14 protein-coding genes and 1 pseudogene are annotated in these 20,371 nt (G+C 63.4%); 11 read left to right on the top strand and 4 right to left on the bottom strand.

Annotation, left to right across the window (positions count from 1 at the left end; genetic code table 11):
* Nucleotides 1-68: 68 nt before the first annotated feature.
* A complete protein-coding gene (locus tag BGP85_RS29765) occupies nt 69-794 on the bottom strand; it encodes a methyl-accepting chemotaxis protein (protein WP_374755353.1) in 726 nt (241 codons plus the stop codon).
* Between the two features lie 129 nt (nt 795-923).
* Nucleotides 924-1,961, bottom strand: a pseudogene (locus BGP85_RS29760) (HAMP domain-containing protein); the annotation flags it as partial.
* Nucleotides 1,962-2,185: 224 nt separating this feature from the next.
* On the opposite strand from BGP85_RS29760, the gene bamE reads away from it, so the two are divergent.
* Together bamE and BGP85_RS27480 are read left to right on the top strand one after the other, a co-directional pair.
* A complete protein-coding gene (gene bamE / locus BGP85_RS27485; RefSeq protein ID WP_027921036.1) occupies nt 2,186-2,440 on the top strand; it encodes an outer membrane protein assembly factor BamE domain-containing protein in 255 nt (84 codons plus the stop codon).
* The gene (locus BGP85_RS27480) at nt 2,437-3,009 is read left to right on the top strand and encodes a lipocalin family protein (RefSeq protein ID WP_103446025.1); all 573 of its coding nucleotides are present in this window, start codon (nt 2,437-2,439) and stop codon (nt 3,007-3,009) included. Before bamE ends, BGP85_RS27480 begins: the two co-directional genes overlap by 4 nt.
* Nucleotides 3,010-3,043: 34 nt before the next feature.
* Here BGP85_RS27480 and BGP85_RS27475 read toward each other — a convergent pair whose 3' ends face one another.
* On the bottom strand, nt 3,044-4,408 hold the full coding sequence (locus tag BGP85_RS27475; RefSeq protein WP_103446024.1) for a formimidoylglutamate deiminase: 1,365 nt from the start codon (nt 4,406-4,408) through the stop codon (nt 3,044-3,046).
* 145 nt (nt 4,409-4,553) lie between these two features.
* On the opposite strand from BGP85_RS27475, the gene hutC reads away from it, so the two are divergent.
* From hutC to hutG, 7 genes are all read left to right on the top strand, one after another.
* The gene (gene hutC / locus BGP85_RS27470) at nt 4,554-5,264 is read left to right on the top strand and encodes a histidine utilization repressor (RefSeq protein ID WP_178083372.1); all 711 of its coding nucleotides are present in this window, start codon (nt 4,554-4,556) and stop codon (nt 5,262-5,264) included.
* Nucleotides 5,261-5,833, top strand: coding sequence for a HutD/Ves family protein (locus tag BGP85_RS27465; protein WP_103446022.1), 573 nt, complete (start codon nt 5,261-5,263; stop codon nt 5,831-5,833). Before hutC ends, BGP85_RS27465 begins: the two co-directional genes overlap by 4 nt.
* Before the next feature lie 393 nt (nt 5,834-6,226).
* A complete protein-coding gene (gene hutU / locus BGP85_RS27460) occupies nt 6,227-7,900 on the top strand; it encodes a urocanate hydratase (protein ID WP_103446021.1) in 1,674 nt (557 codons plus the stop codon).
* Nucleotides 7,901-7,970: 70 nt separating this feature from the next.
* Entirely contained in the window at nt 7,971-9,503 is a 1,533-nt protein-coding gene (gene hutH / locus BGP85_RS27455) for a histidine ammonia-lyase (protein ID WP_103446020.1), read from the top strand.
* 153 nt (nt 9,504-9,656) lie between these two features.
* Nucleotides 9,657-11,048: an amino acid permease gene (locus BGP85_RS27450; protein ID WP_103446019.1), complete on the top strand. Its 1,392-nt coding sequence runs from the start codon at nt 9,657-9,659 to the stop codon at nt 11,046-11,048.
* A 15-nt stretch (nt 11,049-11,063) separates the two neighbouring features.
* Nucleotides 11,064-12,269: an imidazolonepropionase gene (gene hutI, locus BGP85_RS27445; protein WP_103446018.1), complete on the top strand. Its 1,206-nt coding sequence runs from the start codon at nt 11,064-11,066 to the stop codon at nt 12,267-12,269.
* A gap of 10 nt (nt 12,270-12,279) precedes the next feature.
* A complete protein-coding gene (hutG, locus tag BGP85_RS27440; protein ID WP_103446017.1) occupies nt 12,280-13,083 on the top strand; it encodes an N-formylglutamate deformylase in 804 nt (267 codons plus the stop codon).
* A gap of 15 nt (nt 13,084-13,098) precedes the next feature.
* Here hutG and BGP85_RS27435 read toward each other — a convergent pair whose 3' ends face one another.
* A complete protein-coding gene (locus BGP85_RS27435; protein ID WP_181004442.1) occupies nt 13,099-18,516 on the bottom strand; it encodes a dermonecrotic toxin domain-containing protein in 5,418 nt (1,805 codons plus the stop codon).
* Nucleotides 18,517-18,774: 258 nt separating this feature from the next.
* Between BGP85_RS27435 and pip the strand changes: the two genes are divergently transcribed.
* Both pip and dtd read left to right on the top strand, forming a co-directional pair.
* On the top strand, nt 18,775-19,746 hold the full coding sequence (gene pip, locus BGP85_RS27430; RefSeq protein ID WP_103446015.1) for a prolyl aminopeptidase: 972 nt from the start codon (nt 18,775-18,777) through the stop codon (nt 19,744-19,746).
* Entirely contained in the window at nt 19,743-20,180 is a 438-nt protein-coding gene (dtd, locus tag BGP85_RS27425; protein WP_103446014.1) for a D-aminoacyl-tRNA deacylase, read from the top strand. Before pip ends, dtd begins: the two co-directional genes overlap by 4 nt.
* The last annotated feature ends 191 nt before the right edge of the window (nt 20,181-20,371 follow it).

The following is a 20,371-nucleotide window of genomic DNA, read 5'->3' as shown; positions in this document are numbered from 1 at the left end:
CAAGGGATCGCGGTTTCGCGTAGGAGCGACCACAGGTCGCGATGGGCCACGTAGCGGCCCCTGCGGTTTCAGATCCTGAAGCTGCCCACCAGATGCTTCAACCGCTCGACCTGATGCTCAAGGTCGGTGCAGGCACGCAAGGTGCTCTGCAGGTTCTGCACCCCTTCCTGATTCAACGTATTGATCTCGGTGATGTCGACATTGATCGACTCGACCACGGCCGTCTGCTCCTCGGTGGCAGTGGCCACCGACTGGTTCATGCCATCGATCTCGCCAATGCGCTGGGTCACGCTGCCCAGGCGCTCGCCGGCCTGGTTGGCGATGCCCACGCTGTGGTCGCTGTGCTGACGGCTCTGGTTCATGGTGCTGACCGCCACTTGCGCGCCGGCCTGCAACTCCTCGATCAGGCGCTGCACCTGCTGTGCCGACTCCTGGGTGCGGTGGGCCAGGTTGCGGACCTCGTCGGCCACCACGGCAAAGCCACGCCCTGCCTCGCCGGCACGGGCCGCTTCGATCGCGGCGTTGAGCGCCAGCAGGTTGGTCTGCTGGGAAATACCGCTGATCACATCGAGGATCTGGCCGATGTTGGCGGTGTGGGCATTGAGCGTCTCGATGTTGCCGCACGAGTCGCTGATGCGTGCCGACAGCTGGTTCATTACGTCGATGGTGCGTCCGACCACTTGCTGGCCGTCCTCGGCCAGGCCACGCGCTTCGCTGGAATGTTGCGAGGCCAGCGCGGCATTCTGGGCGATTTCCTGGGCGGCGGCGCCCAGTTCGTTGATGGCTGCCGCCACGCTGCTGGTACGGCTGGACTGCTGGTCGGCATTGGTGATCGAGGCATTCGAAGCGGTCACCACCTGGGCGGCCACGGCGTTGACCTGGCCGGTGGCCGAGGCCACTTCGCGGATCGACTCGTGAATACGCTCGACAAAGCGGTTGAACGATTGGCCAAGACTGCCGAATTCATCCTGGGCGTGGATGGTCAGGCGTCGCGTAAGGTCGCCTTCGCCCTCGGCGATGTCATGCATGGCTCGGCCCATCAGGTGCAGTGGCTCCATCAGCACGCGGATCAGCAGGCCGAGCAGGGCGATAATGGCCACCACCGCGATCAAGGTGGCGATGATGGCGGAGGTGCGCAGCTCACCCAGCATGGCGAACGCTGCATCCTGGTCGAGTACCAGGGCCACGTACCAGTCCGCCGACGGCACACCGTCGACGTGGGTGAAGCTGATGAACTGCTTATGGCCATCGATTTCGACTTCCTTCAGGCCGCTGCCGATTTGCGGGGTGTCCTGCGGGTAGATGTCGGCCAGGGTTTTCAGGGCCAGGTCGGCTTTGGGGTGGATGAGGATCTTGCCTTCGCCGTTGACGATGAACGCATGGCCCTGGCCGTCGAAGTTCAGGGCGTTGATCAGGTTGCTGATGGTCTGCAGGTCGGTGTCGACGCCGCTGACGCCGATCAGCCGGCCCGCTTGCTGCACCGGGGTAGCCAGGGTGATCACCAGCTTGCCGGCAGAGGCCGAGATATACGGTTCGGTAACGATGGTCTGGCCGCTGGCACTGGCCGCCTTGTACCAGCCCCGCACCCGCGGGTCGTAGTCGGCGGCGCGGTTACCCACCGGTACCGACTGCATGCTGCCGTCCTGGCCGCCGAAGTAGGTGAGCTGGAAGTTCTTGCCATACACCGGCAAAGCCAGGCTGCGGTCCAGGCTGGCTTTGCCTGGCCCATCGACAGCGACTTGCTGGGCCAGTGAGTCGAGCAACTGGATGCGGCTGTCGAGCCAGTTGCGGATGTTGCCGGCGGTGAGGTTGCCCAGGTCCTGCAGGTTGGTCTGCGTGTCGCTGCGCAGGGACTGGCGTTGTCGGTAGTCGTTGAACAGCACGAAACAGGTAAAGGCAACGGCCACCACAAGGGCGGCGGCCAGCAGGATCTTGTGGCTGAACTTGAGGTTCTTGGTCATTTTTCTGGTCTGCACAAGGCAAGGCATAGGAGGGCGCTGTGGCCATGCGCCACAGCGTGCTCGCTGTGTCGTCGCGGCGCGGCAAAACATTAATCGTTTGCGCAGGTCCAGCCGACCAACGGCTTACGACTAAAGCGGTGTCGCCAGGGAACCAGGGAGGGTTTTTCCCGTCGAAGGACACTGCAGGCCACTCGCCTGTGTCTATTTTCCAGGAGTGTCCCTTCATGTCGTTGCGTTCCCTCGCCCTGTTGTCCTTGTGCGTCGTCCTGACTGCGTGCAGCAAGATCAATCAGGAAAACTATTCCAAGCTCAAGGCCGGCATGAACAAGGCCGAGGTCGAGCAACTGCTCGGCACGCCCACCGAGTGCTCCGGCGCGCTGGGCATGAGCAGCTGTACCTGGGGGGACGAAAAGAGCTTCATCAGCGTGCAATACGCGGCCGACAAGGTGCTGATCTACTCCGGGCAGGGCCTCAAATGAGGCGTCTGCACGTACTGCTGGGGCTGTGCCTGGTCATGTTGCTGGGGGGCTGTGCCACCTCCGCCACCGACCCGCTGGCGCCGAAGACCGCCGGTAATGTCGACCTCAAGCGCTATCAGGGCAAGTGGTACGAACTGGCGCGCCTGCCGATGAAGTACCAGGCCGAGTGCGCGCAGTCCGAAGCGCATTACAACCTCAAGCCCGATGGCTCGTACGGTGTGCTCAACCGCTGCCGCACGATGGGGGATGAATGGCTGCGCGCCGAGGGGCACGCCAACATCCAGGAGCCGGGGCACACCGACAGGCTGTGGGTGGAGTTCGACAACTGGTTTACCCGCCTGGTACCGGGCGTGGCCAAAGGCGAGTACTGGATACTGTACGTGGACGACCACTACCGCACCGCGATCGTCGGCAGCCCGGACCGCAAGTACCTGTGGATCCTTTCGCGCACGCCGACGCTGCCGGTGTGGGAGCGCGAGAGCCTGATGTCCAAGGCCCGCCAGCAGGGCTATGACACCAGCCGCTTGATCTGGCGTACGCCGGACAAGCAGATTGTGCAGATGCATTGATAAGACGGGGGCCGCTTTAGCGGCCCCTCTGCATTCAGCTCAGTAGCGCTCGCAACACACCGGCAAACGCCTGTCGGCTTTCCTCTTCGTGGGCATGCTGCCCTTGGCGCACCACCCATTTGCCATTGACCATCACATCCCGCACCTGACGGTCGCCGCCCGCGAACAGCCAGCGGTTGAGAATGCCGTCTCCCTCGGCCATGGCGATATACGGGTCCTGCCCATCCAGCACTAGCCAGTCGGCCCGCTTGCCTACCGCCAATTCACCAACCTGCTGCCCCAGTGCCTGAGCCCCTCCAGCCAGCGCCGCGTCATACAGCGTGCGCCCGACCATCGGCTGGTCGCCGCGGTACAGCCGGTTACGCCGCTGATCCCGCAGGCGCTGACCGTATTCCAGCCAACGCAGCTCCTCGACCACGCTCAGCGACACATGGCTGTCCGAGCCAATGCCCATGCGCCCGCCCTGGGCCAGGAAGTCCACCGCCGGGAAGATACCGTCGCCCAGGTTGGCTTCGGTGGTCAGGCACAAGCCGGCCACTGCGCCACTGCGCGCCATGGCCGTTACTTCGTCGACTTTGGCGTGGGTGGCGTGCACCAGGCACCAGCGGTGGTCCACGTGGACATGTTCATACAGCCACTGCAGCGGCCGCAGCCCGCTCCAGGCCAGGCAGTCGTCGACTTCCTTCTGCTGTTCGGCGATGTGGATATGAATCGGACATTGCTGATTGCCGGCCGCCAGCACCTCGGCGATCTGACCGGGCGTGACCGCGCGCAGTGAGTGGAAGCACAAGCCCAGCTGTTGCGCGGGTTGTGCTGCCAACGCTGGCGCCAGCTGCGCCTGCAGTTGCAGGTATTGTTCAGTTGAATTGATGAAGCGTCGCTGCCCTTCATTCGGTGCCTGGCCGCCGAAACCGGCATGGCTGTACAGCACCGGCAGCAAGGTCAGGCCGATGCCGCTGCTGGCCGCAGCCGCACTGATGCGACGGGACAGCTCGGCCGGGTCGGCGTAGGCCTTGCCCGCTTGGTCATGGTGCACGTAGTGGAATTCTGCCACCGAGGTGTAACCAGCCTTGAGCATCTCGATGTACAGCTGGCGGGCAATGACCTGCAGCTGTTCCGGGGTGATCTTGCCGACCAGCCGATACATCAGTTCACGCCAGGTCCAGAAGCTGTCGTTGGGGTTGCCCGCGACTTCCGCCAGCCCCGCCATGGCCCGCTGGAACGCATGCGAGTGCAGGTTGGGCATGCCCGGTAGCAGCGGCCCGGCCAGGCGCTCGGCGCCTTCGGCCGAGGCGTCGGCTTCGATCCGGCTCAGCAGGCCATCACTGGAGACTTCGAAGCGGACGTTACTGGCCCAGCCCGTGGGCAGCAGGGCGCGTTCGGCAAAATAGGCGGACATCGGCAAAAATCCTGTTATTGTTTAACTTGTATATACATATACAGGCGTTTGCCTGCCGGGTAAACTGCGGCAAGCTACCGCTCATTCCATTGCCTAAGGACTCAACGCCGTGCCGACACCTCCTGTCTCCGCGCTGGTTGCCCAGATGGGCGAGGGCCCGGCGCCGCTGTATGCCCGGGTCAAGCAGATGATCATCCAGCAGATCGAAAACGGCAGCTGGCCACCGCATCACCGGGTGCCTTCGGAGAGCGAACTGGTCAGCGAGCTGGGCTTCAGTCGCATGACCATCAACCGCGCCTTGCGTGAACTCACTGCTGAAGGCCTGCTGGTGCGGATGCAGGGCGTGGGTACCTTCGTCGCCGAGCCCAAGTCCCGTTCGGCGTTGTTCGAGGTCAACAACATCGCCGACGAGATCGCCGGTCGTGGCCACCAGCATAGCTGCCAGGTGATCAAGCTGGCCGAGGAGGCCGCCGGTTCCGAGCGCGCCCTGGCCCTGGACATGCGCGAAGGGCAGCGGGTGTTCCACTCGTTGATCGTGCATTACGAGAACGGCGTGCCAGTGCAGATCGAAGACCGCTACGTCAACGCAGCGATTGCCCCCGAGTACCTCAAGCAGGACTTCACCCGGCAGACGCCTTATGCCTATTTGTCCCAGGTCGCGCCGCTGACCGAAGGCGAGCACGTGGTCGAGGCGATTCTCGCCGAGCCCGAAGAGTGCCGCCTGCTGCAGATCGAGCGCGGCGAGCCCTGCCTGCTGATCCGCCGTCGTACCTGGTCCGGCCGCCAGCCAGTAACTGCCGCCCGGCTGATTCACCCCGGTTCCCGTCACCGCCTTGAAGGACGTTTCAGTAAATGACCCAGTTGCAGTTGCTGCGTGCGCAGGATTACCCGCGCATGCCCTGGAAGAACGGTGGCGGTTTCACCGAAGAGATCACCCGCGACAACGGCGAGGGGCTCGATGGCTTCGGCTGGCGCCTGTCGATCGCCGATATCGAGGAATCGGGCGGGTTTTCCGTGTTTGCCGGCTACCAGCGGATCATTACCGTGCTGCAGGGCGAAGGCATGCGCTTGCTGGTCGACGACCAGGCCAGCCGGCCGCTGCTGCCGTTCGATGCATTCGCCTTCAGTGGCGAGAGCCAGGTCAGCTGCAAATTGCTCGGTGGGGCGATCCGCGACTTCAACCTGATCTATGCGCCGCAGCGCTATCGGGCGCGCTTGCAGTGGTTCGACGGCACCAGCCGGCTGTACAGCTCGGCGTCGACGGTGTTGCTGTTTGCCGCGAGCAATCAGGTTGAAGTGGCGATGGCTGGGCATGAAACACAGCGATTGGGCCTGCATGACTGCCTGCGGCTGGAGGGCAATGATGGGTTGCTGGGGCTGGATGTTCAGGGGCGATTCTGTCTGATCGAGCTGGTAGGGCGCTGAGGGTTCGCCTTTAGGTTTTTAGCGCCTGTGAAATCGAGCGCCGCCCGCGCGGCGCATCGCGAGCTTTGCTCGCTCCTACGTTTGTTTCGGGCCAGTAACGCCTGTGACAGGCGCGCGCGGCCGCCTTCTTGGTACGACGCGATATCGTTCCATGCGCCAAGGCGTCCGCGCGCAAATCCCCCAGAAAACATTGGCCCGAAACAAACGTAGGAGCGAGCGCAGCTCGCGATGCGCCGCGCGGGCGGCGCTCGATCTGCGCGCCAACATAAATCTCAAGCCAAGAACGGCAGGGTCCAACTATTTTGGTTGTCCATGCTTGTACATACAAGTAAAGATGTGTTTGTATATTGACCACGACACAACTGCCCGCGGACAACCGCCGAGGACCTTCCCGTGACCGACAACAACAAATACCGTGACGTTGAAATCCGTGCCCCACGTGGCAACAAGCTGACCGCCAAGAGCTGGCTGACCGAAGCGCCACTGCGCATGCTGATGAACAACCTCGACCCGCAGGTCGCGGAAAATCCCAAAGAGCTGGTGGTGTATGGCGGCATCGGCCGCGCCGCGCGCAACTGGGCCTGCTACGACAAGATCGTCGAAACCCTGACCCGCCTGGAAGACGACGAAACCCTGCTGGTGCAGTCGGGCAAGCCGGTCGGCGTGTTCAAGACCCACAGCAACGCCCCGCGTGTACTGATCGCCAACTCCAACCTGGTGCCGCACTGGGCCAACTGGGAACACTTCAACGAACTGGACGCCAAGGGCCTGGCCATGTACGGCCAGATGACCGCCGGCAGCTGGATCTACATCGGCAGCCAGGGCATCGTCCAGGGCACCTACGAAACCTTCGTCGAAGCCGGCCGCCAGCACTACGGTGGCAGCCTCAAAGGCAAGTGGGTACTGACCGCCGGCCTCGGCGGCATGGGCGGCGCCCAGCCACTGGCCGCCACCCTGGCCGGTGCCTGCTCGCTGAACATCGAATGCCAGCAGAGCCGCATCGACTTCCGCCTGGAAACCCGCTACGTCGACGAACAGGCCACTGACCTCGACGACGCTCTGTCGCGTATTGCCAAGTACACCGCCGAAGGCAAGGCAATCTCCATTGCCCTGCACGGCAACGCCGCCGAAATCCTGCCAGAGCTGGTCAAGCGTGGCGTGCGCCCGGACATGGTCACCGACCAGACCAGCGCCCACGACCCACTGAACGGCTACCTGCCAGCCGGCTGGACCTGGGAGCAGTACCGCGACCGCGCGCAGACCGAACCGGCTGCAGTGGTCAAGGCCGCCAAGCAGTCGATGGCCGTGCACGTACAGGCCATGCTCGACTTCCAGAAGCAGGGCATCCCGACCTTCGACTACGGCAACAACATCCGCCAGATGGCCAAGGAAGAGGGCGTGGCCAACGCCTTCGATTTCCCAGGCTTCGTCCCGGCCTACATCCGCCCGCTGTTCTGCCGCGGCATCGGCCCGTTCCGCTGGGCGGCGCTGTCCGGTGATGCCGAAGACATCTACAAGACCGACGCCAAGGTCAAGGAACTGATCCCCGACGACGCCCACCTGCACCGCTGGCTGGACATGGCCCGCGAGCGCATCAGCTTCCAGGGCCTGCCGGCCCGTATCTGCTGGGTTGGCCTGGGCCTGCGCGCCAAGCTCGGCCTGGCCTTCAACGAAATGGTCCGCAGCGGCGAGCTGTCGGCGCCGGTGGTGATCGGCCGCGACCACCTGGACTCAGGTTCCGTGTCCAGCCCCAACCGCGAAACCGAAGCCATGCGCGACGGCTCCGACGCCGTGTCCGACTGGCCGCTGCTCAACGCCCTGCTCAACACCGCAGGCGGCGCCACCTGGGTTTCGCTGCACCACGGCGGTGGCGTGGGCATGGGCTTCTCCCAGCACTCGGGCATGGTCATCGTCTGCGACGGTACCGATGAAGCCGCCGAGCGTATCGCTCGCGTGCTGACCAACGACCCGGGGACTGGCGTGATGCGCCACGCCGATGCCGGTTACGACATCGCTATCGACTGCGCCAAGGAGCAGGGCCTCGACCTGCCAATGATCACGGGCTGATCGCTGCGCTTTGAGTGATACTGAACAATAAGAGGGGCCTGCGGGCCCCTGACAGAATTGGAGTAGCGAAGTGACCGTACTGACCCTCAAGCCCGGCACCCTGACCCTGGCCCAACTGCGCGCCATCCACGCCGCACCGCTGCGCCTGCAACTGGACGCCAGTGCTGGCCCGGCCATCGACGCCAGCGTCGCCTGCGTTGAGCAGATCATTGCCGAAGACCGTACCGCCTACGGCATCAACACCGGTTTCGGCCTGCTGGCCTCGACCCGCATCGCCAGCCACGACCTCGAGAACCTGCAGCGCTCGCTGGTGCTGTCCCACGCCGCCGGTATCGGTGCGCCGCTGGACGACGCTCTGGTGCGGCTGATCATGGTCCTCAAGATCAACAGCCTCAGCCGCGGTTTCTCCGGTATCCGCCGCAAAGTCATCGATGCGCTGATCGCCCTGGTCAACGCCGAGGTATACCCGCACATCCCGCTCAAGGGCTCGGTCGGCGCCTCCGGCGACCTGGCACCGCTGGCGCACATGTCGCTGGTACTGCTGGGCGAAGGCAAGGCCCGGCATCAGGGCCAGTGGCTGTCGGCTACCGAAGCCCTGGCGGTCGCCGGCCTCGAGCCGCTGACCCTGGCTGCCAAGGAGGGCCTGGCCCTGCTCAACGGCACCCAGGCTTCCACCGCCTACGCCCTGCGTGGCCTGTTCCAGGCAGAAGACCTGTATGCCGCCGCCATCGCCTGCGGTGGCCTGAGCGTTGAGGCGGCGCTGGGTTCGCGTTCGCCGTTCGATGCGCGTGTTCACGAAGTGCGTGGTCAGCGTGGCCAGATCGACACCGCTTCCTGCTTCCGCGACCTGCTGGGCGACTCCAGCGAAGTGTCGCTGTCGCACAAGAACTGCGACAAGGTCCAGGACCCATACTCGCTGCGCTGCCAGCCACAGGTCATGGGCGCCTGCCTGACCCAGATCCGCCAGGCTGCCGAAGTGCTGGGCATCGAAGCCAACGCCGTGTCGGACAACCCGTTGGTGTTCGCCGCCGAAGGCGACGTGATTTCCGGCGGCAACTTCCACGCCGAGCCGGTGGCCATGGCCGCCGACAACCTCGCCCTGGCGATCGCCGAGATCGGTTCGCTGAGCGAGCGCCGCATCTCGCTGATGATGGACAAGCACATGTCCCAGCTGCCGCCATTTCTGGTGGAAAACGGCGGCGTCAACTCCGGCTTCATGATTGCCCAGGTCACCGCAGCTGCCCTGGCCAGCGAGAACAAGGCCTTGTCGCACCCACACAGTGTCGATAGCCTGCCGACCTCGGCCAACCAGGAAGACCACGTGTCGATGGCCCCGGCTGCTGGCAAGCGCCTGTGGGAAATGGCCGAGAACACCCGTGGCGTGCTGGCCATCGAATGGCTGGGTGCGTGTCAGGGGCTGGACCTGCGCAAAGGCCTGAAGACCTCGACGAAGCTGGAGCAGGCGCGTCAGGCGCTGCGTCGTGAAGTGCCGCACTACGACCGTGACCGCTTCTTCGCGCCAGACATCGAGGCAGCCGTCGAGCTGCTGGCCAGGGGCAGCCTGACCGGGCTGCTGCCTGCTGGTGTCCTGCCTAGCCTGTGATGCCCCGGGGCCGCTTTGCGGCCCGTCGCCGGCGAGCCGGCTCCCACATAGACAGCTATAACCCGCTCTCTGTGGGAGCCGGCTTGCCGGCGATTGGGCTGCACGGCAGCCCCCATCGACCTCACGACCACAAAAACAATTTAAGGACGTGACATGCAACAAGCTCAAGGTCTCAAGCGCGGGCTAACGGCCCGCCACATCCGTTTCATGGCCCTTGGCTCCGCCATCGGCACCGGCCTGTTCTACGGCTCCGCCTCGGCCATCCAGATGGCCGGCCCGGCCGTGCTGCTGGCGTACCTGATCGGCGGCGCTGCGGTGTTCATGGTCATGCGCGCCCTCGGCGAGATGGCCGTGCACAACCCGGTGGCCGGCTCCTTCGGGCACTACGCCACCACCTACCTCGGCCCCATGGCCGGCTTCATCCTCGGTTGGACCTACGCCTTCGAGATGGTCATCGTGGCCATCGCCGACATCACCGCCTTCGGTATCTACATGGGCTTCTGGTTCCCGGAAGTGGCCCGCTGGATCTGGGTACTGGGCATCGTCTTCGTGATCGGCGGCCTCAACCTGTGCAACGTCAAGGTGTTCGGCGAAATGGAGTTCTGGCTGTCGCTGCTCAAGGTCGGCGCCATCGTGGCGATGATCCTGGCCGGCCTCGGCATCATGGCCTTCGGCTTCAGCCAGGTGAGTGGCGAGCATGCCGTGGGCATCAGCAACCTGATCGAGCATGGCGGCTTCATGCCAAACGGCATCGGCGGCCTGATCGCCTCGCTCGCCGTGGTGATGTTCGCCTTCGGTGGCATCGAGATCATCGGCGTCACCGCCGGTGAAGCCAAGGACCCACAGCGCGTCATCCCCAAGGCGATCAACGCCGTGCCCCTGCGCATCCTGCTGTTCTATGTGCTGACCCTGTTCGTGCTGATGTGCCTGTATCCGTGGCCGCAGATCGGCAGCGAAGGCAGCCCGTTCGTGCAGATCTTCAGCCATCTCGGCATTGGCTCCGCCGCCGCGGTGCTGAACATCGTGGTGATCTCGGCTGCGATCTCGGCAATCAACAGCGACATCTTCGGCGCCGGCCGCATGATGTACGGCCTGGCCCAGCAAGGCCACGCGCCACGCAGCTTCGGCAAGTTGTCGAAGCACGGCGTGCCATGGATGACCGTGGTGGTGATGGGCGCGGCGCTGCTGGTTGGCGTGCTGCTCAACTACCTGATCCCGGAAAACGTGTTCCTGCTGATCGCCTCCATCGCCACCTTCGCGACCGTGTGGGTATGGCTGATGATCCTGGTCACCCAGGTTGCCATGCGCCGCAGCATGAGTGCTGAAGAGGCAGCCCAGCTGAAATTCCCGGTACCGTTCTGGCCATACGGCCCGGCCATGGCCATTGCCTTCATGGTGTTCATTTTCGGTGTGCTCGGTTACTTCCCGGATACCCAGGCGGCCTTGCTGGTCGGCGTGGTCTGGGTGGTGTTCCTGGTGGCGTCCTACCTGCTGTGGTGCAAGCCACGTGCAGGCAAGCACGTGCCGGTCGAGCTGCACCGCTAGTCAAGGAGATTGCACATGAGAACCCTCTGGCAGCACTGCCACGCGGCAACCCTGGCCGAGGGCCGTTACTCGATCATCGAGGACGCGGCCATCGTCACCTGCGCCGGGCTGATCGAATGGATCGGCCCTCGCGCCGAGCTGCAGCCCTTCGAGGTTGACCGCACGGTGGACCTGAGCGGCGCCTGGGTCACCCCGGGGCTGATCGATTGCCATACCCATGCGGTGTTCGGTGGCAACCGTAGTGGCGAGTTCGAACAGCGCCTGCAGGGCGTGAGCTATGCCGACATCGCCGCCCAGGGCGGTGGTATCGCCAGCACCGTGCGGGCCACCCGCGCGGCCAGCGAGGACGAACTGTTCGCCAGTGCGCGTCAGAGGGTTCAGGCGTTGATGCGCGATGGCGTCACCACTATCGAGGTCAAGTCGGGCTACGGCCTGGACCTGGCCAACGAGCGCAAGATGCTGCGCGTGGCTCGGCGCCTGGCCGACGAGCTGCCATTGGCCGTGCGCGCCACCTGCCTGGCCGCCCATGCCTTGCCGCCGGAGTACGCCGGCCGTTCTGACGACTACATTGCCCACATCTGCGACGAAATGCTGCCTGCCCTGGCGGCCGAAGGCCTGGTGGATGCGGTGGACGCCTTCTGCGAACACCTGGCGTTTTCGCCGGCACAGGTCGAAAAGGTGTTCATCAAGGCACATGCACTGGGCCTGCCGGTGAAGCTGCATGCCGAGCAGCTGTCTTCGCTGCACGGCTCCAGCCTGGCAGCGCGTTATCAGGCGTTGTCGGCCGACCACCTGGAGTTCATGACCGAGGAGGACGCGATCGCCATGGCCAAGGCCGGCACCGTTGCCGTGCTGCTGCCGGGTGCTTTCTATTTCCTGCGCGAAACCCAGCTGCCGCCGATGGACGCCCTGCGTCGCCACGGCGTGAAGATTGCTCTGGCCAGTGACCTCAACCCTGGCACCTCGCCTGGCTTGTCGCTGCGCCTGATGCTGAACATGGGTTGCACGCTGTTCCGCATGACCCCGGAAGAGGCCTTGGCCGGCGTCACCCTGCATGCCGCCACGGCACTCGGCCTGGGTGACAGCCACGGTTCGCTGGAGGTCGGCAAGGTCGCCGACTTCGTTGCCTGGCAGATCTCCCGTCCTGCCGACCTGGCCTACTGGCTCGGCGGCGACCTCCCCAAGCGCGTGGTGCGCAAGGGCCACGAAATTTCCAACTGAGCGAGGCACGATGGACAAGGTACTGAGTTTCCACCAAGGCCGCCTGCCGCTGCTGATCAGCATGCCCCATGCAGGGCTGCGGCTGAGCGACACCGTGCGTGAAGGCCTGGTCGACCAGGCGCGCAGCCTGCCTGACACTGATTGGCACATTCCACGGTTGTACGACTTTGCCCGCGAGATGGGCGCCAGCGTGGTGGCTGCGGAGTATTCGCGCTTCGTCATCGACCTGAACCGCCCGGACGACGACAAACCGTTGTACGCCGGTGCTACTACCGGCTTGTACCCGGCCACGCTGTTCGATGGCGAGCCGCTGTTCAAGAAAGGGCTTGAGCCGACCGCCGAGGAGCGCAAGGCCTACCTGGAGTCGATCTGGCGCCCTTATCACAACACGATCCAGAGCGAGCTGGCGCGCCTGCGTGAAGCCCATGGTTATGCACTGCTGTGGGATGCGCACTCGATCCGCTCGCAGATCCCGCACTTGTTCGAGGGCAAGCTGCCGGACTTCAACCTGGGGACCTTCAACGGTGCCAGCTGTGATCCGCAGCTGGCCGAGCGCCTGGAGGCGGTCTGCGGCCAGGCCGAGGGGTACAGCCATGTGCTCAATGGCCGCTTCAAGGGGGGGCATATCACGCGTCATTATGGTGATCCGGCAAACCATATCCATGCCGTGCAACTGGAGTTGGCACAAAGCACCTACATGAATGAGATCGAACCTTTCGCCTACCGAGAAGACTTGGCGCTGCCGACCCAGGGCGTCCTGAGAGGGCTGCTCGTAAGCCTGCTCGCCTGGGGCCGCGAGCGCTACGGGCGCTAGCGGCCAGGCAAGGGGTTACTCGCTGGCGGAGCGCGGCTTGCGTTCTGGGGCGGCGAATGAGGTGAGTTCGCGAATCAGGCGCCGTTCGCGAGCTTGCCTGCTCCTTTCAAATGCAGCAAACGCTGTCCCGAGTTGATCGAGGGGGGTGTCTGGGTGTTGTTCCGGCATCGCCAGCACTTGTGCTTGGTAGTCTTGCTCGATCTGTGCGAAGCGCGTGGCGTGGGTGAGGCGCAGGTGTTGTACCCAGCGCTCATTGCCCGCTGCGAAATCGAGGAAAGCGTCGCTGAGCTCGCCCCGTTGCACTTGCTGCTCGGCATAGATCAGTTCGTCCTGGCTGGCGTTGACCGCGTAGAGCAGGTGGTCGTTCGGGAGCCCGAGTTGCAGTGAGTCATTCAACTCTCGTCGGTAGGTCAGCCGTACTTCCGCCACGTCGCGCATGCCTGCTTCGCTTTTTGCCACTTCGTCCAGTGCATGCAGCCGGTACAACCGCCGCAGTTCCAGGTACAGGTTACCCTCCGTGTCTGCCGAGGCTACCTGTAAGCGTTCGTTGGCAATAAACAGTTCGATGTCCTGAAACACCAGCAGCGCACCGTCGTGGCAGGTCTGGTCACCCGAAGGCTGGAGCAATGCCTCGCCGGCCTGATGGTTGAGCAGCGCGCGGTCAGCGCTGTCCACCACCGCCTTGACCAGTACCCGGCGCACCCGTTGGCTGAAAGCCACGCGTGTCGCGTCGTTCTGATAGGGCGCCGCTTGCCGGAGGCGGCCCACCAGGGCCAACAGGTTTGCCGAATCCCCTGCGTCCTCAAGTTGCTCCCAGCAGTCCCTCATGGCCTCGTTTTCGCTTGTAGAGCCAAGCAGCCAGTCATTGAGGTCGGGCCGATCGCCTGCGGTGTCAAGCAGAGGGATGTGAAAGTGACCCAATGCCATGGCGTCGTCCGATGAGTCGGTCAGGTGGTCCGGCACGTCCATCGCGAATGTATAGCTGTGCTGGCTGTCTGACGACGCTCGGGCGCGCAGATAGGTCTGATCGCTGATGGGGTTGTTGAACAGCTGGATCGAAGTGATCGGGAACCCGCTGTCGAGGTTGGCAAGCACGAAGTCGGGTAATGCGGTCAGCTGGTTATCGCTCAAGTCCAGCATTTCCAGGGGCAGCAGGTCATTGACCCAAGTCGGCCACTGGCTCAGCTGCGTGTCGTTCAGGTCCAGCCGACGCAGCGACCTGAGTGCTCCCGGTGCATGGGTCACCATGCCCATTCGGTTGCTGCCCAGGTCCAGCGACTGCAGGCCGTCCACGCTGGCCAAGCCATCGAGCAGGTTGTCGTCAATGTCGAGGCCGATATTGAGCAATGCCAGATCGGTCAAGCGTGGCAGGCGATGCAAGGCGCGAGGGAGGCTCTGCTGGGCACTCACATAGCCATCGATGGTGAGGCGTGTCACATGGGGAAATTGGGCGAGAAGGGTATCCAGATGTGCCGTGGAGCCGCTCACATTCTCCAGTGCGAGATTGCGCACCCGCTCGGTGAAGAACGCCGGCAAGCGGGCGGGCATTTGCTCGAGCACCACGTTGGTCAAGCGTAAGGGGGAATGCGTGGTGCCTGTTTCCTGATGCTGCCAGAACTCGCTCAATGCCGTGGCTATACGTGTGCGAGATGTCAGCACGGCCTGGGTCGGCATCGATGAGGAGCTTGAGGCATTGACGTAGTTATCGACGAAATCCTGCAACTGTTGACGTAACTGCAGTTGCTCGGCCAGGTAACGCTGGACTTCGCTGGGCTGATCCACCAGGAAGCGCGTGGCGCGTGCTTGCTCGCTCAGCAGGATACGCAGCAGGTGCTGGTCGAGAATATTGTTGCCCTGCAAATCGATATGCCCATGCTCAGCCACGTTGACGCGGCCACTGAGCAGTAAATCAGGCAACAGGGTAATGCGGTTGTCGCGCAGCGACAGGTTCTGGATCTGCGTCACGCTGTTATAGCCCACCCCCTCAGGCCAATGATCCAGAGCCATCCGGTCGAGCCCCAGGGAGTCCAGCCGCAACTCGTCGAAGCTGGGCGGGTACTGCTCGGACAAGCGATTGCCGCTCAGATCCAGCCTGCGCAGATGGCTAAGCCCCGCCAGGCTGGCAATGTCGGTGGATGAAATGGACAGGTTCTGGTTGATCAGGCCGAGTGTTTCCAGCTGCGGCAGATGCTGTGCGATCAGTGGCAGGCTGAACTGGAACGGGGACGGTGGCGCCTCTGCCCGGTAACTACGCCTGACCTGCAGCGAGCGCAGGTTGCCGAACGGGTGCAGCAGGCCGTTCAGTTGTGGCGCATGTTGACTGTAGCTTGTGAAATCCTCTGGAAACGTGTCGACAAGTTCCAGTTCGGTGACACTGCTGGTGAAGCTTTCGGGCAGGTTCAGGGGGAAGTCCGCCATCGACAACCGCTCCAGCCGAAGCGGGGCCGGGCTTTCGTTGGCATTGAGGAATGCCCGGTCATACCAGTACTGGGAAATTGCATTCGACAAGCGCTGGAATTCGTCGGGCTCTGGTCGCTGAAGCAACAGGGCCAGGTCACGCCAGTCGGTGAGGTGCCTTTGCAGCTGCCTGTGCTGCTCGCTCAGTTCCTGCAGCAGCTCGTCAGTCTGCGCTCGGCTCGGATATCGGTTCTCCAGGGTGGCCAGTATCTGTTCGGCGGGCCTGGGTTGTGGCACCGCCTGGCCAAGCTGGCGGATTCGGGCAAGCAGGTTATGCCGCGAAACACTACCAGCTCGCGCGCGACTGCCGCCCAGCGGGTAGCCAAGGCGCCCATCGGCAAGGCGCATGGGGGGACGATAGCCGGGCCTTGTTGGCTGCATCCCGAGTATTTTTTTCGCGGTCTCTCGGGGAATGAACGGCGCCTTCTGGATGGCCCTGCGCAACTCGCCTGCATCGACGATACCCAATGCAGCGCGCTGAGCCGGGCTCAAGGCTTCGTACAGTGCGGCAAAGATGGAAGGCAATGCCGCGCTGGGCTGTTGGCCCGCGTCCGTGACCAGGTAACCCGAATACCCGCTCGAGATCGTTTTGCGCGTGGTGGCGAGTGGGTCGCCGATGCTGTCGAGTTGGAACGGGCTCTGATGTTGCTCCAGGCCAATGGCGCTGTCCGCAATCCAGCCCGGCAGGCGCTCGAGGCTATGCATCGCCAGTCGATCAGTGTCCCAGTTACGCGGCCCATTCAGGTAAAACCCTTCATAGGCGCGGCTTAAGCGAACCTGCTGCTGATAGGCTCGTATTTCCTCGGCGATGCGAGCCGGTACCGTGGCCTTGGACAACGCCAGCCATTCCTTGGGAGTGGCGTTGTGCAGCAACTCATCGATGGCCGGCTTTGGGAGGTTCGGGTAGCGTTGCGCCAGGATTTGCCCCGAGTGCCATTCACTGGCAGGTAACTGGCGATAACGCCTCTCGAATTCGGCGCCTCGGTCGCCGGGCCATTGCTCGAGCGAACGGTCAAGGTCGAAGCGCGTCATGGTGTCTTCCAGCAATGCTGGCAGCCGCAGGTTATTGCAGATAGCCCGCCGCAGCACGTCTGGCTCAGTGCCGCTGACGCGCAGGATATGCTCGGCTGTCTGCTGATCAAAGCGCGTACCAAGGTGGCCCGAGCGGCGGAACAACTGCATTTCTGGCCATCGGGCCGGGTTGTCCTGTGGCAGCAGCCAGGCTCCGGCACCGTTGTGCTGCAGCGCCGGGAGGTAGCGCTGGGAGGGCTGGGCGGGCTGAAGATGATAGTCAGCGGAACCGGGTGGCTGGCGAACCGAATAGATGTGGTCTTCGATGGGTAACCAGGTTTTACCTTGGTAATGGTGCAAGCCGAATTTATCCGGCTTGCTGTCGGCCGGTAGCACGATGTCATGGGCAAAGGCTTGCAAGTCGGGTCGCCAGAGGCGCTGGCTGCCGTCGGCCAGTTCGACGCTATCAAGTGCTTCGATGAACGACGGTGTTTCCAAGCCAATCCGCTCGACTGCCGGGCGGCCATTCGCCGCGCCAGCGGCTCCCAGCGCGGCGACGAACGCTGCATTTTCCACCACGTCCATGAGATAGCCGAATGCCTGCTCACGATCACCGTCCGCCCAGCTTGCCAGCCCTTCGTAAACCTCGTGGCCGAGTTGCAATACGGTCAGACCGAGCATCACGGGAGCCAACCCAGGGATGAAGAAAGCGCCGATGTTCAAGGTGCCGACGGCCAGCGACTGGAAATATGCCAGGCGTTTTGCGCTGCTCTTCTGGTCCTCCAGCGCAGTCGGCACGGCATGGAACAATCCATCGTCGCGCAGGCGCTGCTGCCGTTGGACGACCAGTTCATCAATAAAAGGCTGGGTAAAAGGTTGTACGTGGAGGGTAACGCGGGCATCCGGGGCGGGCATGCGTTCCTTGAAACCTTTTGCCGCGTTCCAGGTATAGGGCTCCAGCGTGTCACGCAGCCTTTCGAAAAAGCCAGCCCTGTCGCGTTCGGGTACCAGATGCTTCGAGCGGCGAAGTGCTGGTAGCTGCTTGAGCAGAAACGCTTCGGCCTGGGCCCTGGAGGTGTGCATCGTCAGTGGTTCTGGCAGGCCAGGCAGGTAGATCAGCAGCCATCCCCCATATGGGAAAGTGGGAGGCGGAAATTTCCCTGCACCGCTGGCGCCGGGAGCGGCTATCCCCAAAACCACTGCGCCCGTCAGCGTGGCCTGCAGCAGTCTCATGCGCGAGCAGAGTACCGGTTGCCCCTGATACTCCGCCGCGCCGTGGGTGGCCAGTTCGAGCAGTGTCCTGTGGCTTGCCTTGTCGATTGCACCGTGCAGGTAAGCCTGATGGACATGCAGGCGGAAGGTGGCCTGTTCGGCGTTCCTGAAAATCTCGGAGGCCGACGCGGTGTCAGGACCGCCCGCAGGCGCCTGAAGCGCATCGATCAGTGCCTGGTACTGACCACCGATATCCAGTTCACGGACCATCGCCGCAAAGTCTTCGGCAACGATCGGCAGCTGTTTGACCCCGGATGAAATGATGCCGATCTGGTTGCTGTCGATGATCAGCGATTTGTTGCCGTCAATCTCCAGGCCGGCAGGCTCTGCCTCGAATGCTTCGAAGTTTTGCAGGGCGCAATGCAGTAATGACTGGGTAGCCAACTTCACGGCGCGGTCGCTGGTGACGAACGGATCGCCATCGAGCGCTTCCTTGTAGGCGGCCGCTTTGCTGACGTTCATCAAATAGGTTGCCGTGACATCCAGGTTCTGGCCGAACCGCTTGTGAATGGCTTCGGTCAGCAACCTGGAGGCAAACGGCTCCAGCGCCGGCAAGGTAGTCAGCAGGGCTTGCAGCTTGCCTTCGGTCTCGCGCTGTATGCCGTATTCATTCACCAGCTGACGGGCGACTTCGGGGCTCTGCTGACAGGCCTGTTCGAATGCCTGGTTGCGCCGGCCTGCCGAGCGGCGCATGTGCCTGTGCTCGGCAGGTTGAGTACTGGCAATCCAGGCGGGCAGCTTGCTGGCGACAAGGGTCTGTGGGTGAGAAGGGTCGGGGAGGGGGTGTCTGGCCGAATCGATCATGTGAGCCTCACGGGTGGGAAAGCCCGGATGCTATTCAGACCGGCTTGTCGGCCGTGCATAACATGATCTCGCCACAGACACATGCTCTTGGCGCAATTCAGGTTTATGATGGCCCACGGCCGAACCAAACCTCACACGGAGTGCGCAATGCAGACCCTGTACCCGCAGATCAAACCCTACGCCCGGCACGATCTCGCCGTGGAAGCGCCGCATGTGCTGTATGTGGATGAAAGCGGCTCGCCGGAAGGTCTGCCTGTGGTCTTCATCCACGGTGGCCCGGGGGCGGGCTGTGATGCCCAGAGTCGTTGCTACTTCGACCCCAACCTGTACCGCATCATCACCTTCGACCAGCGCGGCTGTGGCCGCTCCACGCCGCACGCGAGCCTGGAGAACAACACTACCTGGCACCTGGTCGAAGACCTTGAGCGCATCCGCAAGCACCTTGGCATCGACAAATGGGTGCTGTTCGGCGGTTCCTGGGGCTCGACCCTGGCCCTGGCCTACGCCCAGACCTACCCCGAGCGCGTGCATGGCCTGATCCTGCGGGGCATCTTCCTGTGCCGGCCGCAGGAAATCGAGTGGTTCTACCAAGAAGGCGCCAGCCGCATGTTCCCGGACTACTGGCAGGACTACATCGCGCCGATCCCGCCGGAAGAGCGTGGTGACCTGGTCAAGGCCTTCCACAAGCGCCTGACCGGCAACGACCAGATCGCCCAGATGCATGCGGCCAAGGCCTGGTCCACCTGGGAAGGCCGCACCGCCACGCTGCGCCCGAATCCGCTGGTGGTCGACCGCTTCTCCGAGCCGCAGCGCGCGCTGTCGATCGCCCGCATCGAATGCCACTACTTCATGAACAATGCGTTCCTGGAGCCCGACCAGCTGATTCGCGACATGCCGAAGATCGCTCACCTGCCGGCGGTGATCGTGCATGGCCGCTACGACGTGATCTGCCCATTGGACAACGCCTGGGCGCTGCACCAGGCCTGGCCGAACAGTGAGCTGAAGGTCATCCGCGACGCTGGGCATGCCGCCTCCGAGCCAGGCATCACCGATGCCCTGGTGCGTGCAGCCGATCAGATGGCCCGCCGTCTGCTCGACCTGCCGCTGGAAGAAGCATGAGGGGTTTGCTGCAACGCGTGCGTGGCGCACGCGTGGAGGTCGGCGGGGAAATCGTCGGTGCCATTGACCAGGGTTTGCTGGTGCTGGTGGCCGTCGAGCCTGAAGATACCCGTGAGCATGCCGATAAACTGTTGCACAAGCTGCTGAACTATCGGGTGTTCAGCGACGATCAGGGCAAGATGAACCTGTCGCTCAAGGATGTCGGTGGCGGCCTGCTGCTGGTCTCCCAGTTCACCCTGGCGGCTGACACCCGCAGCGGCATGCGCCCGAGCTTCTCGACCGCCGCGCCTCCGGCGCTCGGGGCCGAATTGTTCGACTATCTTTTGAGCAAGGCGCGCGGCCAGCATGCCGATGTGGCGAGCGGGCGTTTCGGCGCGGACATGCAGGTGCACCTGGTCAATGATGGCCCAGTGACATTCTTGTTACAAATATGAGGTCGAAAAACCCTTTGTTTATAGGAAAACAAGGGGTTTTGTACGATAAATAGTTAGTCCACACTGATGCGTTGTAACGCATCCTGCTGGATAATCGCGCGCTGCGTGAGCCTGCGTTCGCAGGTTCGTTTCACTCTGACTCGAGCATTGTCTGGACCTGTTTGGGGAATCATTACGCCCTCATGGGGTCC

The organism is Pseudomonas putida, from assembly GCF_002906855.1.
GTDB lineage: Bacteria > Pseudomonadota > Gammaproteobacteria > Pseudomonadales > Pseudomonadaceae > Aquipseudomonas > Aquipseudomonas putida_N.
Note: the sequence above shows the minus strand (reverse complement) of the source record. Positions and strands in the feature narration are given on the sequence as shown.